Origin of the sequence: Methanoregula boonei 6A8, assembly GCF_000017625.1 — an archaeon.
Classification (GTDB): Archaea; Halobacteriota; Methanomicrobia; order Methanomicrobiales; family Methanospirillaceae; genus Methanoregula; species Methanoregula boonei.
Genome location: NC_009712.1, coordinates 209990 through 226252, shown reverse-complemented (window position 1 = coordinate 226252; position 16263 = coordinate 209990). Strand labels below are relative to the sequence as shown.

Below are 16263 nucleotides of genomic sequence, written 5' to 3'. Positions count from 1 at the left end.
TTAGTCCGACGGATATTCCTGTTTTCCAGTCCGGAGTCATGTTTTAAATAACACGGTTTCCAATAATTACAGGATATCGATGGACTTCAAGATCGAGAGCGATAAAAGGAATGAACTTTTATCCCGGAGAGAGATCGCATTTACTCTCACATATGACGGTGCTACGCCTTCCCGCCTGCAGATTATCGGTAAACTCTGCGCCCTGCTCAACACAAAAGACCCCTTGGTTGTCCTTGACAGCCTCAAGAGCAACTTCGGCAAGATGGTGATCGTTGGCAAAGCGCGCATATACGATTCCGAGGACGCAAAGAAGAAGACCGAGCACCCGTACCTCTCGGCCCGCGGCGTGCCCAAGCCCAAAGAGGAAGGAGCGGCATAAGCATGGCTGCTGCAGCAAAGAAGGCCGTGGCAAAGGGACCGTCGCGGAGCGCATTTTTTAAGGTTGAGGGGGACAAGGTCACCACCACCAAGAAATACTGCCCCCGCTGTGGTCCCGGCGTCATTATGGCCGACCACAAGGACCGGGTTGCCTGCGGAAAATGCGGATACACCGAATTCAAAAAATAACTACTGATGCCTGAGTTTGGGCAGATACTGGGCATTGAGGGAACAGCATGGAACCTCAGTGCTGCTCTTTTTGATCGTGATCTTCTGGCCCTGTGTTCCCGTCCCTACTCACCCGAACATGGTGGCATCCACCCGAGGGAGGCAGCCCAGCACCATGCTTCTGCCATGAGGGAGGTGATTGCCACTGTCACAAAAGAACCGGAGAAGATCACCGGCATTGCATTTTCCCAGGGGCCCGGCCTTGGCCCCTGCCTGAGAACGGTTGCAACGGCCGCTCGTTCGCTTGCCCTTGCTCTCGAAGTTCCGCTGATCGGGGTCAACCATTGCGTAGCCCACGTGGAGATCGGAAGTTGGGCAACTGGGTGCAGGGATCCCATTGTCCTGTACGCGAGCGGAGCGAATACTCAGGTGATCGGGTACCTCAACGGGCGGTACCGGATCTTTGGGGAGACGCTCGATATCGGGATCGGAAACGCCCTCGACAAGTTTGCGCGGGCAAAAGACCTGCCCCACCCGGGGGGGCCGCTGATCGAGGCACAGGCAAAATCCGGGACCTATTTTGAACTCCCCTATACCGTCAAAGGCATGGATCTCGCATTCTCCGGTCTGGTCTCGGCCGCAAAGGATTCCAGAAAATTGCTCTCCGATGTCTGCTGCAGCCTGCAGGAAACTGCGTTTGCCATGTGCGTGGAAGTGACCGAACGGGCGCTCTCGCTGACCGGGAAAGACGAGGTGCTGCTCGTGGGCGGCGTGGGTGCCAATGCACGCCTGCAGGAGATGCTTCGGATCATGTGCGAAGAGAGGGGTGCACACTTCTTTGTCCCCGAACGAAAATATCTCGGGGACAATGGCGCGATGATCGCATACACCGGCAAGCTGATGCTTGAAAGCGGCCAGACGCTTGCCATCGAAAACTCGCAGGTCAACCCCTCCTTCCGTTCAGACGATGTTGAAGTGACCTGGAAGCATGAAGCCACACCTGTACCAGGACAGGAGAATCGCGGCAGGACTGACCAGAAACGCGGTGCAGAAGCGGTTGTCCTGTTCAGGAACGGGAGTGCGATCAAACAAAGGCTCTCCAAAACGTACCGCGTACCTGCACTGGACCGGAAACTGATCACGGAGCGCACACGGGCCGAGGCCCGTATCATCCATATGGCCCGGAAAGGAGGCGTTCCCACACCTATCATGAGCGACATCACGGGAGATTCCATTGTCATGGAAGAGATCACCGGCACGCTCCTGACCCATGCACTCTCAGAAGCAAACTGCGAAAAAGCCGGAGAGATGACAGGACAGTTGCACACGGCCGGAATCATGCACGGGGATCTCACCACAAGCAACATGATCCTCCGGGACACAGATGGCAAATGCGTGCTCATCGATTTCGGCCTTTCTCAGGTCACGTCCGAGATTGAGCAGAGAGGCGTGGATATCCATGTGATGTTTCAGACCCTCACCAGTACCCATCCAAAAGATGCCGGCCGGTTGCAGGCTGCATTTGCCAAAGGGTACTTGGCAACGTTTGCCAGTGCACGTGAGGTTCTGGAACGCGAAAAGGAGATCGAACAGCGGGGGAGATACCTGTGAGCCAGACCCTGACCATGGTCACAAGCAATGCCAATAAGGCCCGGGAAGTTGCTGCATTTTTTGGAGGGGCAATCGAGGTCAGCCACGTTGCACTCGAGATCCCGGAGCTCCGTTCCGAGGATGTACGGGTGATTGCCCGGGAGAAAGCGCGGTATGCCTATGATCACATCCACCGCCCGCTGATCGTGGACGACACGGCCTTTTCCATTAATGCGCTCAAAGGGTTTCCCGGGCCATACGCGGCCTATGTCCTTTCCACGATCGGCAATACCGGCGTTCTTCGGCTCATGGATGGGGTGCAGGACCGCACGGCCCGGTTCACCACCGCGATTGCGTTTTCAGATGAATCCGGCATCGAGGTTTTTTCCGGGACCATCGAAGGCAGGATCATCCACGGGACACGGGGGACGGGCGGGTTCGGGTACGACCCGATCTTTGAGGTCGGGGAAAAGACCCTTGCCGAGATCCCGCTTGAGGAGAAGAGCGCCATCTCCCACCGGGCAAAGGCCCTTTCTGCCTTCAGTACCTGGTTTATGAACCGGCAAGATCCGGGCCTGAGGGATACAAACCGTTAAAAGATCCAAGAGCATTGTTATAAGGGCAGACAATAGGTGTGTTTATCCATGGCAAAGTTCCCTGAAGCCGAAGCCCGGTTACTCAATGTGAAAATTTGTATGCATTGCAATGCACGCAATGCCATTCGTGCTACAACGTGCCGCAAGTGCGGGTACAAGAACCTGCGGCCAAAGAACAAGGAGCGGAAAGCGTAACTGATTTTTTTCTGCAATACCATTGTTCTTTTTTTTGTAGTTTTATTAAAAAAGTAAAAATGGCTACGCCGAGTAATACGTAACCCGCTTGCCCTTTTTTGCGTATTCGCCGGCAAAGGTCTCAAGGTTGCGTTTGTACCCAATCCGGTCGGTAAACCCGAGCCCGCGCAGGTTTTCGCGTACCCGCATCACGTCTGGTTCGTCGGCCCAGTCCTTGGTATAAATGTAAATAACCCGACGGCTGTCGCGTGAATCAGGATTGGGTTTTGCGGTACTGACCTTGGCAGAGATTCCAAGATCCAGTGCCACAGTTGCATCCCGCACTTTTTTCCATGCCGCATCAGCCGCATCCGGCTCCTGGAAGATCAGCCACTTGCCGGCATGCTCGTCCTCAATTGCCTCGGGAAGGCTCCCGGGAGCATCCTGCACGATCCAGTACATCTGCGTGGTCTTTGAGGGAACGACTCCCTCACCAAGAGAGAGCATCCGGTAGATTGTATCCGCGCTCCCGAACCGTGCCAGAAGCGCCTCGGCAAGCTGCGGGTATTCATCGGAGAACCTGACTACCGTTTCAGTCACATCCTCCGAGAAGTCGATACCGCCTTCGACAAGTGCAAAGAGGTATTTTCCCTGCGCCTGGAGTCTCCGGGAGAGGAGGTGATCGAAGATACCGTATGCCACATCGGCCAGAGCTTCGGAGTCGACTTCATCCATGGTGTACCCATCGGACGTTCTGCTGAAAAATAGTTTCCGCTTTTGGTGCACAGGGAGGCTTGCCCTTCACCAGGTACTGGTGCTTGTAAAACATCCGGTGACAAAATACCTGAGAGTTCGATCATCACGGGACCTGTATCCTCCGTGTCCTGTTCGAATACTTTATGAGAGCGGGAAGCAGAGATTGTACCACTTATGGAATGGAAAAGGGACTGGGGTCTGACGGCGAGGGTGCTGCTGACAGGGTTTTTGCTCTTCATCCTCTACCTCGTGTTTATGACCGTGCTGGTGATATTTTTCCCCGGCGTAAGCATCTGGCTGATTGTAGGTCTGGCAGTAGTAATGGGTGGAATCCAGTATTTCTTCTCGGATAAGCTGGTACTATGGAGCACTCATGCACGCATTATATCGGAGGATGAATACCCGGACCTCCACCAGACCGTTGCAAAACTGGTCCACGAGGCGGATCTGCCCATGCCAAAGATCGCCATCATGCAGAGCCCAGTACCAAACGCATTTGCAACAGGGCGCAGCCCGAAACATGCGGTGGTTTGCTGCACCGATTCGATAATGCGCCTGCTCTCCAGGGACGAACTGGAAGCCGTGCTTGCCCACGAGCTTTCGCATGTGAAGAACCGGGATATCCTGACTATGGCGCTTGCCAGTTTTGTGGCCATGATCGCTTCAATGATCATGCAGAGCGTCTTTTTCTCGGCACTCTTCGGGGGCAACAGCCGGGACAACGGCGCCGGCTGGATCATAGTCTGGGTTGTCTCGATTCTCGTGTACGCCTTAAGCACGCTCCTGATGCTTGCGCTCTCGCGGTACCGGGAATTTGCAGCAGACCGGGGAAGCGCACTTATAACCCGTAATCCACGGGCCCTGATCTCTGCGCTGAATAAGATCAGCGGCAGGATGGAGGTTGTTCCCCCGGACGCAAAGGCAAAGGTAGAGGGGGCAAACGCGTTCTTCATCATCCCGGCGCTATCAGGAAATACGCTCATGGAGCTCTTCTCCACCCACCCGCCTATTGAAAAGCGGATCGCGGCCCTGGAAAAGATTGCCGCCGAGCTCCGCATCAACTGAAATCTCTTTTTTTCTTTCCGTGTCACCGCAATGCGAAAGCCGGCTTTTGATACAATATAATTGTGGGATCCCTGCAAACAGAAGCAAGCCTTATTACACCCTCCCGCCAAAATTGTAGAGCGCAGTGCATCGATGGTCTAGAGGTATGACTTAGGCCTTCCAAGCCTATAGCCCGGGTTCGATTCCCGGTCGATGCATGCGGGCTCGTGGTCTAGTTGGCTATGACGTCGCCTTCACACGGCGAAGATCTCGTGTTCGAATCACGACGGGCCCATAAGACCAAGAACTGATGATGGTTGCAGGCACATTCTCTTATTCCGGCAGCCGGATCAAGTACAAAGTGTACTGTAATCCTCCAGTCCATTACAGTTTAGGTTTTCTGTTTTTCACAAAGGAAAATATGAGCAAAACCGTTAATCCCGAATAAAATATGCTCTATTTTCTGTCTTTCCAGTGGAAACAAAGGGGTATACATATTGCAACAAAATTCCTCAATAGTTTGCACATGCATTGCACACGCCTTCCAACGGATCGTAAGAATCTGATAAAGAGAATAAAGCAGTAATTCACCAATAGTATCGTTGCTTCGCCAATGTGTGATGCCGGAGTCTCGAAGCCAACAGTAAAGAGAAACAATGCAGTCTTTACAGGAATACTATGGGGAGCCGGACGGGACGGATTTCTCCGGCCTGCCCGGCTGCTAACAAACAAAAGGGGGGATGATTATGCGTTCTTCATCTTGGCTTTTGCGACGAATCCGTCTTTGCCAATGTAATACATGAAGCCCTTTTCCTTGGCAATCTTTTCAGTACCGACTTTCTTCTTCTTGCCGGTCTTGTTGTGCTTCATCGGGGCTGCCCAGACGTACCCGTCCTTACCAATGAAGTACAGGAATCCCTTTTCGCGCTGGATCTTTTCCTTTCCAATTTTCTGTCCCATTTAAACACCTCAAAACCACATTCGGGTTTTGATAATGAAAGGTGCCGCCTGATAATATAAAAGGTTTCCGTCGAAAGCACGTCGAAACTTCCGGTTTTGCCATTTTTTTGGGGGTATTTTCGGCATTGTGGCGCACAATTAATCCCGATTTTTTCTGCGATAATATAGCCCCGTTCACCGAAATGTCCAATTAAATCGGTCAAAACAACCTTTTTTCATCGGTAATTCGGGCGCACGAAAAAAGGATGAGCGCATACCCCCCTGCCGCAGTCCCCCCAAAGATACGGTGGGTCCGGCCAAGGATCACATAAGTTGCATGACTGGTTGTACCATCGGAGGAGCTGAAGTACTGACAAGGGGGGGGATGACATTTCCCTCAGGGGCGATCACCAGCGAAAACTGCTGGTACGCTGTGGTAGTGTTCTTCGGGCAGGCAAAGATCTCAAACTGTTCGCCTGGATCGAGAATGTTGTTACTATTCGCATTCTTTAACGGGATCGTATTATATTTGGCAACAATCGTCCAGCCAGGGCAGGTAAGCGGACGTTCGGCGTTCTGGGGGAGCGTCTCGGCAATACCGTTGCTGATCCAGACAACGTGGACTTTGTTAAAGTCCACACCCCCCATACTCCCGATAAACAGGGCAACATTCAGTTCAACAGATCCCATACGCCCGGGGTCCGGCTCCGGGTACCGGGCATTAACGTCATGAGGTGTTCCGTTCACTGCCGAAAATACGGTCACCGGGCCAACAGTACGAAGAATATTCCCGGTATCGCCCATGAATGCATGCAGAACCCCACCGCCCGTTTCGGTACCAGGTGGGCGGGACATCAGGGCAATATACAATACAACGATGACTCCAAGGATAAGCACAATGATTCCAAAACCGGTCAGCGCCTCTTCCTTTGTGCAGCGTTTATTCATTGGATCAGATCCTGAGTGCACTATCGCAGATCCCGGATATATAATAGCACGTTTGGAGGGTTCCAGGAAATAGTTTTTATTTCTCACGGGAGAGTTCGCGCAAATTTATGCTTCTCCGATTCCAATGATAAACGGAATCCTTCCCATGTATTTCCATCTCATCCTTACCGATGACTGCAACCTCTGCTGCCGGTACTGCCGGGCAAAGGCTTTCGAAGAGGAGGAAGAGCCGGAAGGCGGCAGGATCGAGATCGATGAGGATCTCCCTCCGGATCTCGATTTCGATCTCACGCTGCTTTACCGGTTCCTTGCACGCGATCCCGCGGCCACCCTCACTTTTTACGGGGGTGAGCCACTCCTTAGGTCGGATCTTATCGAACGGATCGTCCGTGAGGCACCTGTGCAGCGGTTCATGATACAGACAAACGGCCTCCTGCTCGACCGGCTGGCTCCGGAGATAGTCAACCGGTTCTCCACGATCCTTGTCTCGCTGGATGGCCGCGAGGCCCTGACCGACGGGAACCGGGGGGACCGGGTTTTTTTGCGGGTGATGGGAAACGTACAAAAGATCCTGCAGAACGGGTACCGCGGGGAACTGATCGCGCGGATGACGGTTACCGAGCGCACCAATATTTTCGATCAGGTCCGGTACCTCGCGGATAACCCGTACCACAGTTTCTCATCCATTCACTGGCAGATGGATGCAAACTTTACCGGGGATTTCGGGCACCGGGCATTTGCACAATGGGCGGACACGAATTACAACCCTGGAATCCGGGCGCTCGTTACTGCCTGGGCTGACGAGATGGAGAAGAGCGGCAGGGTCATGCGCTGGTATCCCCTCATCGATCCGATGGAAGATCTCCTGTACGGGAAAGAGAGCCTCCTGCGGTGCGGGGCCGGCCATGCCAACTATACCATCCTGACCGACGGCCATATCTCCCCCTGCCCGATCATGATCGGGATGAAACAGTACTATGTCGGCCATATCCGGGATGCAGACCCCAAAAATCTCCCAAAGGTCCCGGTCGGGGGAGAATGCCAGACCTGCCGGATAAGGACATTCTGTGGCGGACGGTGCCTCTACTCTGCTATCGTTCAACCCTGGAAACCTGCCGGCCGGGAGCTGGTGTGCGGGACTGTACAAAACCTGTACGATGCCCTTGCCGGGGCACTGCCGCGTGTGCAGGATCTGATACGATCCGGCCGGATCAGCCCCGGTGAATTCTCCCACGAGAAGTTCAACGGGTGCGAGATCATTCCCTAAGCGCATATGCACCGGCCACAACGGACGGTGCGATCCGATGCAGATGTATTTATACTGAACGGTACGATGAATATATGCAGATATAAACTGCATGAGTAATACAATGGAAAGAAAAGGATTTGGCGGCCCGAGAAATTTCGGTCCCAGAGAAATGACAAAGACAGTCTGCTCAGACTGTGGAAAAGAGTGCGAAGTCCCCTTCAAGCCCACTGAGGGAAGGCCGGTTTACTGCAGGGACTGCCTGCCCAAGCACCGGAAACCCCGGTTCTAAGTACACAAAAGTTTATTCTTTTTTTTGTTTTCCTGTACGGCATGTGCTCACGTACGCCGGTATATTAACTTCCCTGTCCCATGTGCACCTATGGCCGCATCGTGGCAGGAAGCGCTGGAGACAGCCCGGAAACAGAACATCCCGCAGGTTTACCATGACTGTGATACGGATACGTATGGCGCCTGCCGCACCGGTGAGCACCAGGGCAGATTCAAGGGCGGCGTCTTTATCGAGCACCGCTGCATCTGCATGCCGGCACACTTGTCCGCGGAGGAACTGGCGGAAAAAGAGCGGAAGTTCCGGGCTGATAACCCGGACTGGTAATACAGGAAACGGATGAAAATTCTACAAAAAACGGGACTTTTTTAATTTATCAGGGCTGTATTAACGTCTCCGGATCTCCTCGCGGAACCGGTGGAACAGATCATACAGCATCATCCTCAGCTCGGCACCGACATCTTCCCAGGATTTGGCCGAAGGCGATGACGGCGGAAGATCGGACGCGGAGGCGTGAACCACCAAATCGGATTCGTCCCGGATCTTTGCCTTTGCCCAGAGGTCGCAGAGGATCTCATAGTAGCCGGCAAGAAGTACAATGATAAAGACCACCGGCACGATCACAAAGGAAAGCAGCCAGAAGTAATGGTAGATATCGTTGCCGGTTGTGGAGTCAACCCACTGGAAGACCCGCAGCACGAACGCGATAATAAATACGCTGCCGATTGCCTTGATGATCGGGGCGGGCAGGTTAAGCGGGAAGGGTAGTGCCCCGAAGATATCAGCAATAAATATGATAATGCCGATGAGGATGAGAAGCCAGAAGTTCAGGTTGAGGAAATCAACACCCGCATGGTACAGGGGATTTGCGATATAAAAGGTCAGGATATTGGCGAGCACGACAACAATTAAAAAACAGATGATCCCGATCATCCGTGAAACAAAAACCCACCCGAGCGTGTGCTGCTTGTTCGGCCACATGAATGCGCTCCCAAAATCGTATTCCTAGTATTTGCCGGCGGGGTATATAGTTCTCGTGCAGTAACAAAGCGGGGGCGCAATTCCTATATCGCGCCGGGCAAAAACACAATCCTATGCAGATCAATTTCAAACGATATGCACTCTACCTGCTCCGCTGGCAGGCAAGCACCCCGATCCTTGCCGGTGTCGGCATCCTCCTTGCCGGTATGGGATATATTGTGGCCGCGATCATTGCAAACCTGATCGGAGGCCTGATCTTCTTCTGGGTAGACCAGTTTATCTTCACTTCCCAGTCCCTTGCCACGCAGTGGGAAGTACGGGAGAATATTACCTGTGTGGACTGCGGGAAGATCGCCCGGGGCTACCGGCTGGTCCGGGCAGGGGATTATGACAAGAGCAATGATCCCGTCCCCGAGTTCCGGTGCGAGGAGTGCTCGAAAAAGAAATCGGAAACGCTCCGGAACAAGGGGATAAAAATCGAGTAACCGTGAACTGTTTTGCCGCCGGCCGGGGTTCCCCGGAAAAAGCGTTCTTTTTCAACGATTTTGGTGACCCCCTCAAAAAATGTGCATAAAATAACAATAATGTATAAATATGTACAATAACAATCAAAACTAAGCATTTGAGCCGGCGATTGGACAAAGCCCAAAACCACCGGCTGGCGGTGACAATACCGGTATGGCAACCGATACCCTTCACATACCACTGACCTTAAATCTCGGATCCGAGGAATACCTCACCGCGGTAGCCGACCAGCCAAAACCGCTGGTGATCCCGCTCTGTGCCGAGCTAACACTCCCTCAGTGTTCGCCGCTGGAGGTATTCCTTGCTACCCGGGCCGGGCCCGGGTTCCTCTTAGAATCCATGGAAGGCAGCGAGAAGATCGCCCGTTATTCGTACATGGGGATCAATCCTGCATGTGTGATCACACTTGGCCGGGAGGTATCCGTGGAAGGCAGCGACGCGTTTGTCGCCATTGCCCACGAGCCGGAGGGGAAAAACCCGGTGGACAGGATCCGCTCCATCCTCTCGCGGTTCCATTACATCAACCTCAGGGCCCCGCGGTTCTTTGGCGGGATGGTCGGCTACTTCTCGTACGATATTGTGCATGATCTCTTCGAACAGGTGCCCGACCACCGGACAAAGCGGGGCCGGGAATGCCCGGATGCCCGGTTCATGCTCACAAAGGACTGCATCGTTTTTGACCACCGGGACCGGAGGCTGTTTGTCTTTTCCAGCCCGTTTCTGACCTACGATACCGACCCGGCGGCAGAATACCGGAGGTGCGCCGCTCACATCGCAGAACTCACCGACCGGATCGCATCGGTTGCGGGGACTCCCAAAAAACCCGATGATGTGATGCAAACCGTGACAGGAAAGGTTGGAAAAAAACCGGAGATTACGGATAATACCGGGCGCGAAGCCTTCATGCACGCAGTCAGCGGGATTAAAGAGCACATTGTTGCGGGAGATATCTTCCAGGCCGTGCTCTCGCGGAGGATGGAATGCCCGGTTGTACCGGATCCATTCCCCATTTACGCAGCGCTGCGGTCAATCAACCCGAGCCCGTACATGTATTACCTGGATTTCGGGGATGAGCAGGTAATCGGCGCAAGCCCTGAGATGCTTGTGCGGGTAGAGAAACGGCGCGTGACAACGGTGCCCATTGCCGGCACCCGGCCCCGGGGCGCAGACAAGAGCGAGGACAAGAAGCTCGCGCAGGAGCTGCTGCTTGACAAAAAGGAGCGGGCCGAGCATACGATGCTCGTGGATCTCGCCAGAAACGACCTCGGCAGAGTCTGCAAGTTCGGATCGGTGGAAGTCAGCGAGTTCATGGGCATTGAAAAGTTCTCGCATGTCCAGCACATGGTCTCAACCGTCCAGGGCACGCTCATGGACCACCTTGACGGCTGCGATGCGCTCAAGTCCTGCTTCCCGGCCGGGACCGTGTCCGGCGCTCCAAAGATCCGGGCCATGCAGATCATCGGCGAAAGCGAGCCGGACGCACGCGGGATTTACGCGGGCGCCGTGGGCTATATCGGGTTTGACCGGAACCTTGAATTTGCCATCGCGATCCGTACTGTGACGGTGAAAGATGGTCGGGCCTCTGTCCAGGCCGGCGCCGGGATCGTTGCAGACTCGGTACCGGAGAACGAGTGGACCGAGACCGAGAACAAGGCCGCGGCAATGATGAAGGCAATCGAGCAGGCAGGTGTCGTGCCATGAGTGCCCCGACCGTTCTTATCGTTGACTGTTACGACAGTTTCACGTTCAACCTGTACCAGCAGGTGGGAAAACTCGGGGGCCGGCCCATGGTATTCACCTGCGATACGCCGCTTGAAAAACTAAAAGAAATCCGGTGCGACCGGATCATCCTCTCGCCCGGGCCCGGGACGCCGAAAGAGTCCGGGGTCTGTCTTGAAGTGATCGATACGATGAGCAAAACGATCCCGACCCTTGGCGTCTGCCTCGGCCACCAGGCCATCTGTACTGCCTTTGGCGGAAAGGTGGTCCGGTCCGGGCACCTGATGCACGGGAAAACCTCGGAGATCACAAGCGATGGCCGGGGAGTGTATACCGGTCTCCCGACCCCGTTTACCGCCACGCGCTACCACTCGCTCGTAGCCCAGAGGGACTCGCTCCCGCAGGAACTCCTGGTCACAGCCGAGAGCCTTGACGATCATTTTGTAATGGGTCTGCGGCACAGGAAATTCCCCATCGAGGGCGTACAGTTCCATCCCGAGAGTATTCTCTCGCATGACGGTGATGCGCTTATGAGAAATTTCCTGTTTGGCCCCCGGGTGAAAAACGCATGACCATGAAAGAGGCGATTGCCACCGTAGTGGAGGGACGGGATCTTGCTCCCGCCCAGGCCGCGGCAGTCATGAACATGATGATGGATGGGCAGGCAACTCCGGCCCAGATCGGGGGATTTTTGACCGCACTACGCGCCAAGGGTGAGACCCCGGAAGAGATCGCGGCGTTTGCCCGGGTCATGAGGGAGCATACGGTCCACGTAAAGCCACGGGTGTCCGGAACATTGGTCGATACGTGCGGCACCGGGGGAGACGGGGCGCAGACATTTAACATCAGCACGGCTGCCGCCTTTGTTGCCGCGGGAGCCGGCATCACCGTGGTCAAGCACGGCAACCGGAGCGTGAGCAGCCGGTGCGGATCGGCAGATGTTCTTACGGCTCTCGGTGTGGATATCAGCGTGGACCCGGGCCGGCAGGCAGGGATCGTACAGGAGACCGGGATCATCTTTCTCTTTGCACCCAGCCACCACCCGGCCATGAAGCATGTGATGGCTACACGACAGGATCTTGGCTGCCGGACGGTCTTTAACCTGCTCGGGCCGCTGGCAAATCCTGCGGGAGCGGCAGCCCAGGTGCTTGGGGTCTACGATCAAAAACTCACCGGTCCTATGGCAGAAGTCCTGAGTCTGCTAGGAGTGTCCCGGGCGATGGTCGTCTTTGGCTCAGGCCTAGACGAGATCACAGTCACGGGCGAGACAAGCGTGACCGAACTTGCCAATAGCAGGATCACGAACTATATAGTTACACCGGAACAGTTCGGATTTACCCGGGCTGCACCGGGCGATCTTCTTGGCGGTGACCCGGAGAAGAACGCACGCATCATCCGCGCCATTCTTGACGGGGCGCCGGGCCCGGCCCGCGATATCGTGCTCATGAACGCGGGCGCTGCCATTTACGTGGGAGGCCGGGCTGCAACCCTTGCAGAGGGAATCCGGCACGCAGCGGAGTCCATTGACTCAGGGAAAGCGGCGGGCAAACTCGCCGCCCTCGTTACAGCAACCCGGGGTGCATCATGATCCTTGACGAGATTGTCAGCCGGACAAAAAAGCGGGTGGAGAAACTGCCCGCCACATTCCCTGAGCCGGAAGGGTTCCGGCATACAAGCCTTGAGAATGCGATCCTATCGGCGCACACAAAGAACCCGGTGATTGCCGAGATTAAGTGCGCATCGCCCTCAAAAGGAATTATCCGCCGGAACGTGGACATGGGAATGATGGCCGGCGTTCTTGCTGATAGCGGCTGCGTAGGGATTTCGGTCCTGACCGAGCCGTATTTCTTTGCGGGCTCGGTTGCCGATATCGCCCGGGTCAAAAAGGCCGTCCGGGTCCCGGTACTCCGGAAGGATTTTATCGTGGACCTGCGGCAGGTTGCAGAGACCCGGGCGCTCGGGGCCGATGCCGTGCTTCTCATCGCGGCAGTCCTCAAAAAGCAGCTCCCAGCCTTTGTGGACGCCGTGTATGATATCGGCCTTGAACCGCTCGTGGAAGTGCACAATGCAGACGAGATCGCTCTTGCGCTCGAAACAAAAGCGAAGCTGATCGGGATCAACAACCGGGACCTTGCAACGATGACCATCGACCGGTCCACAACCCGGAAGCTTTCGGGGCTCGTGCGGGCAAAAGACCGGCTCGTTGTTTCCGAAAGCGGAATGCGGTCGGTGGACGATATCCGGGAACTCCGGCCGTACTGCGATGCCTTTTTGATCGGATCGTCGATCATGGCAGATAAAAGGCCCGATAAAAAACTGGAGGAATTCGTGTGCGCATAAAGATCTGCGGGATCACCCGGGTTGAGGACGTACTCTTCGCGGAAAAGGCCGGGGCGGATGCAATCGGGGTCGTGATGTACTCGCCAACCTCGCGCCGCTCGGTACCGGATGCAAAAGCCCGGGAGATCTTTTCAGCACTCGGGCCGTTTGTGACCCGGGTCGTTGTCACGCACACGGAATCTGAATCCGATCTCGAAAAAATTCTCGCGATCCGGCCGGACGCGATCCAGATCTCGCATCCGTTTGTTTTTGAAAAATATCCGGGCGTACGGGTGCTCCGGGTGATCGGGCGTGGGGATGCTGTGCCCACGGACTGCGACGCGGTGATCGTGGATGAGAGCATGGGCGCAGGAAAAGCATTCGACCAGGAATTTGCAAAAGTCGTGGCAAAAACATCCAGAGTGCCGGTCATCCTGGCCGGCGGGCTTACACCAGAGAACGTGGGGCTCGCGATCCGGGAGATCCGGCCCCATGCGGTTGATGTTGCAAGCGGCGTCGAGACAGAACCAGGAATAAAAGATCATACAAAAATCGCGGCGTTTATTCGTGCTGCACGGGAGGCAGACCATGGGACGTAAAGGACGATTCGGAAAATACGGCGGGCAGTACGTGCCGGAAACCCTGATGAACGCACTTATCGAGCTTGAATGCGCATACCGGGACGCGACGCACGATCCGGCATTTGCACAGGAACTTGCAGCATACCAGTCAGAATACGCCGGGCGCCCCACACCGCTTACGTTCTGTGGGAACATCTCCCGGGACCTCGGCTTTAAGGTGTATCTCAAACGGGAGGATCTGGTCCATGGCGGTTCTCACAAGCTCAACAACACGCTGGGCCAAGCGCTTCTTGCCAAACGGATGAGAAAGAAACGGCTGATTGCGGAAACCGGCGCCGGCCAGCACGGGGTCGCAACCGCAATTGCCGGGGCCGCGCTCGGCTTTAAGGTCGAGGTCTTCATGGGCGAGGTGGATACAAAACGCCAGGCCCTCAACGTCTTCCGGATGGAATTGATGGGAGCAACGGTCCACCCGGTAACCTGCGGGACAAAGACGCTCAAGGACGCGACAAACGAAGCGCTCCGTGACTGGGTCGCAAACGTAAACGACACGCATTATCTGATCGGATCGGTGGTCGGACCGCACCCGTTCCCGACAATTGTCCGCGACTTCCAGTCCGTGATCGGGCGCGAGGCCCGCCAACAGGTCATGCGAAAGGAGGGAAAGATGCCGGACGCGATTGTTGCCTGCGTGGGTGGCGGCTCAAATGCGATCGGCATCTTCCACCCCTTCCTTGCCGATGATGTAGAGCTCATCGGCATCGAAGCGGCCGGCAAAGGCCTCGATACCCCGGAACACTCCGCAACGCTCTGTGCGGGAGATCCCGGCGTGCTCCACGGCACGCTCTCGTACCTGCTTCAGGACAACAACGGCCAGGTGCTTCCTACGCACAGCGTGGCGGCAGGTCTCGATTACCCGGGTGTCGGCCCCGAGCACGCGATGCTCAAAGATTCGCACCGGGTTGCATACTACGCGGTAAAAGACCACGAAGTGCTTGACGCCTTCCGGTACCTTTCGCGGACCGAAGGGATCATCCCGGCGCTCGAATCCTCACACGCGGTGGCGTACGTGCTGCAGAACTGTGACCGGTTCGATAAGGGCGATGTGGTGATCATCAATCTTTCAGGCCGGGGCGACAAGGATGTCGCAGGCATTGTACCGGAGGCGGCATGATGGGACGTATTGAATCCGTCTTTGCCAAAAAAGGGAAGTCCGCGTTCATCGGCTTTACCGTTGCCGGCGACCCGGACAAAGAGACATCAATCAGAATCGCAAAGGCGCTGATCGATGGCGGCACAGATATCCTCGAATTCGGCGTGCCGTTTTCGGATCCGGTGGCAGACGGGCCGACAATCCAGCGGGCAGACGACCGGGCGCTTGCATCCTGCACCACACCCGATACGATCTTTGCAATCGTCCGGGAAGTCCGGGCGTACTCCGAAGTCCCGATCGTCTTTCTGACATACTACAACACGATCTATCGCAGGGGCATCGACCGGTTCTACCTCGAAGCGCACGAGGCAGGCGTAGACGGGATCCTTGTTGCTGACATGCCGGTGGAGGAATCGGATGAGGTCGCTGCAACCGCGGAGAAGTACGGGATCGACCCTATCTTCCTTGTCACCCAGACCACCTCCAATGAACGCATGGACACCATCGTACGCCATGCCCGCGGGTATCTGTACCTCGTCTCGGTGCTCGGTGTCACAGGTGCACGTAAGACCGTAGCTCCGGAAGCTCTCGCTCTCTTGAACCGGGTCCGCTCGCACACCGATCTTCCACTCGCCATCGGATTTGGGATCTCCACGCCCGAACATGTAACCACCTGCAACCTGGCCGGGGCCGATGGCGTGATTGTCGGGAGCGCGATTGTGGATATCGTGGAAAAAAACCTAGGCAATCCGGACGCGATGGAACAAGATCTTCGTCGCTACGTCTCCGTGATGAAAAAAGCAGCAGAGCAGTGAAACCCGGGCCGGCCAAGAGGGGGAATATCACTCTGAATCATT

General features: G+C 55.6%; 21 protein-coding genes and 2 tRNA genes. 19 read left to right on the top strand and 4 right to left on the bottom strand.

Annotation, left to right across the window (positions count from 1 at the left end):
• The first annotated feature begins 79 nt into the window (after positions 1–79).
• The 5 genes from MBOO_RS01220 to MBOO_RS13315 are packed head-to-tail and all read left to right on the top strand — an operon-like array spanning position 80 to position 2927.
• On the top strand, positions 80–379 hold the full coding sequence (locus MBOO_RS01220) for a 30S ribosomal protein S24e (protein WP_011991252.1): 300 nt from the start codon (positions 80–82) through the stop codon (positions 377–379).
• Positions 380–381: 2 nt separating this feature from the next.
• The gene (locus MBOO_RS01215; protein ID WP_011991251.1) at positions 382–567 is read left to right on the top strand and encodes a 30S ribosomal protein S27ae; all 186 of its coding nucleotides are present in this window, start codon (positions 382–384) and stop codon (positions 565–567) included.
• A 6-nt stretch (positions 568–573) separates the two neighbouring features.
• Positions 574–2157, top strand: a complete 1584-nt coding sequence (locus MBOO_RS01210) for a bifunctional N(6)-L-threonylcarbamoyladenine synthase/serine/threonine protein kinase (RefSeq protein WP_011991250.1) — start codon at positions 574–576, stop codon at positions 2155–2157.
• The gene (gene rdgB, locus MBOO_RS01205) at positions 2154–2732 is read left to right on the top strand and encodes an RdgB/HAM1 family non-canonical purine NTP pyrophosphatase (RefSeq protein WP_011991249.1); all 579 of its coding nucleotides are present in this window, start codon (positions 2154–2156) and stop codon (positions 2730–2732) included. The genes MBOO_RS01210 and rdgB overlap by 4 nt, the downstream gene beginning before the upstream one ends.
• A gap of 48 nt (positions 2733–2780) precedes the next feature.
• Positions 2781–2927, top strand: a complete 147-nt coding sequence (locus tag MBOO_RS13315; RefSeq protein ID WP_011991248.1) for a 50S ribosomal protein L40e — start codon at positions 2781–2783, stop codon at positions 2925–2927.
• Positions 2928–2990: 63 nt separating this feature from the next.
• Here the strand turns inward: MBOO_RS13315 and MBOO_RS01200 are convergent, their stop codons facing one another.
• Positions 2991–3641: a putative phosphothreonine lyase domain-containing protein gene (locus MBOO_RS01200; protein ID WP_011991247.1), complete on the bottom strand. Its 651-nt coding sequence runs from the start codon at positions 3639–3641 to the stop codon at positions 2991–2993.
• 195 nt (positions 3642–3836) lie between these two features.
• On the opposite strand from MBOO_RS01200, the gene htpX reads away from it, so the two are divergent.
• From htpX to MBOO_RS01185, 3 genes are all read left to right on the top strand, one after another.
• Positions 3837–4727, top strand: coding sequence for a zinc metalloprotease HtpX (htpX, locus tag MBOO_RS01195; RefSeq protein ID WP_011991246.1), 891 nt, complete (start codon positions 3837–3839; stop codon positions 4725–4727).
• Between the two features lie 126 nt (positions 4728–4853).
• Positions 4854–4924: transfer RNA gene (locus MBOO_RS01190), tRNA-Gly, on the top strand.
• A gap of 3 nt (positions 4925–4927) precedes the next feature.
• Positions 4928–5001: transfer RNA gene (locus MBOO_RS01185), tRNA-Val, on the top strand.
• A gap of 449 nt (positions 5002–5450) precedes the next feature.
• On the opposite strand, the gene MBOO_RS01180 is transcribed toward MBOO_RS01185, so the two are convergent.
• A complete protein-coding gene (locus tag MBOO_RS01180; protein ID WP_011991245.1) occupies positions 5451–5666 on the bottom strand; it encodes a hypothetical protein in 216 nt (71 codons plus the stop codon).
• Positions 5667–5969: 303 nt separating this feature from the next.
• Positions 5970–6593: a hypothetical protein gene (locus MBOO_RS01175; protein ID WP_011991244.1), complete on the bottom strand. Its 624-nt coding sequence runs from the start codon at positions 6591–6593 to the stop codon at positions 5970–5972.
• A 124-nt stretch (positions 6594–6717) separates the two neighbouring features.
• Here MBOO_RS01175 and MBOO_RS01170 point away from each other — a divergent pair, with 124 nt between their 5' ends.
• The 3 genes from MBOO_RS01170 (at position 6718) to MBOO_RS01165 (ending at position 8455) form a co-directional block, all read left to right on the top strand.
• Positions 6718–7860, top strand: a complete 1143-nt coding sequence (locus MBOO_RS01170) for a TIGR04084 family radical SAM/SPASM domain-containing protein (protein ID WP_011991243.1) — start codon at positions 6718–6720, stop codon at positions 7858–7860.
• A gap of 103 nt (positions 7861–7963) precedes the next feature.
• Complete coding sequence (locus tag MBOO_RS13310; protein ID WP_198324438.1) at positions 7964–8131, top strand: CxxC-x17-CxxC domain-containing protein; 168 nt, start codon at positions 7964–7966, stop codon at positions 8129–8131.
• A gap of 90 nt (positions 8132–8221) precedes the next feature.
• Positions 8222–8455, top strand: a complete 234-nt coding sequence (locus MBOO_RS01165) for a hypothetical protein (protein ID WP_157677553.1) — start codon at positions 8222–8224, stop codon at positions 8453–8455.
• Between the two features lie 60 nt (positions 8456–8515).
• Here MBOO_RS01165 and MBOO_RS01160 read toward each other — a convergent pair whose 3' ends face one another.
• Complete coding sequence (locus MBOO_RS01160) at positions 8516–9109, bottom strand: hypothetical protein (RefSeq protein ID WP_011991240.1); 594 nt, start codon at positions 9107–9109, stop codon at positions 8516–8518.
• Positions 9110–9222: 113 nt separating this feature from the next.
• Between MBOO_RS01160 and MBOO_RS01155 the strand changes: the two genes are divergently transcribed.
• From MBOO_RS01155 to trpA, 8 genes are all read left to right on the top strand, one after another.
• Entirely contained in the window at positions 9223–9594 is a 372-nt protein-coding gene (locus tag MBOO_RS01155) for a hypothetical protein (RefSeq protein ID WP_011991239.1), read from the top strand.
• A gap of 193 nt (positions 9595–9787) precedes the next feature.
• Positions 9788–11335 (top strand): anthranilate synthase component I, encoded by a 1548-nt coding sequence (gene trpE / locus MBOO_RS01150; protein ID WP_011991238.1) that lies wholly within the window; start codon positions 9788–9790, stop codon positions 11333–11335.
• Complete coding sequence (locus tag MBOO_RS01145) at positions 11332–11925, top strand: anthranilate synthase component II (protein WP_011991237.1); 594 nt, start codon at positions 11332–11334, stop codon at positions 11923–11925. Before trpE ends, MBOO_RS01145 begins: the two co-directional genes overlap by 4 nt.
• Positions 11922–12941 carry an anthranilate phosphoribosyltransferase gene (gene trpD / locus MBOO_RS01140; protein ID WP_011991236.1) on the top strand — a complete coding sequence of 340 codons (1020 nt, stop codon included), beginning with the start codon at positions 11922–11924 and terminating at the stop codon, positions 12939–12941. The genes MBOO_RS01145 and trpD overlap by 4 nt, the downstream gene beginning before the upstream one ends.
• Entirely contained in the window at positions 12938–13693 is a 756-nt protein-coding gene (locus MBOO_RS01135) for an indole-3-glycerol phosphate synthase TrpC (RefSeq protein ID WP_011991235.1), read from the top strand. The genes trpD and MBOO_RS01135 overlap by 4 nt, the downstream gene beginning before the upstream one ends.
• A complete protein-coding gene (locus tag MBOO_RS01130; protein WP_011991234.1) occupies positions 13684–14271 on the top strand; it encodes a phosphoribosylanthranilate isomerase in 588 nt (195 codons plus the stop codon). Before MBOO_RS01135 ends, MBOO_RS01130 begins: the two co-directional genes overlap by 10 nt.
• Positions 14261–15427 carry a tryptophan synthase subunit beta gene (trpB, locus tag MBOO_RS01125; protein WP_011991233.1) on the top strand — a complete coding sequence of 389 codons (1167 nt, stop codon included), beginning with the start codon at positions 14261–14263 and terminating at the stop codon, positions 15425–15427. Before MBOO_RS01130 ends, trpB begins: the two co-directional genes overlap by 11 nt.
• Positions 15424–16221: a tryptophan synthase subunit alpha gene (trpA, locus tag MBOO_RS01120; protein ID WP_011991232.1), complete on the top strand. Its 798-nt coding sequence runs from the start codon at positions 15424–15426 to the stop codon at positions 16219–16221. The genes trpB and trpA overlap by 4 nt, the downstream gene beginning before the upstream one ends.
• Positions 16222–16263: the final 42 nt, after the last annotated feature.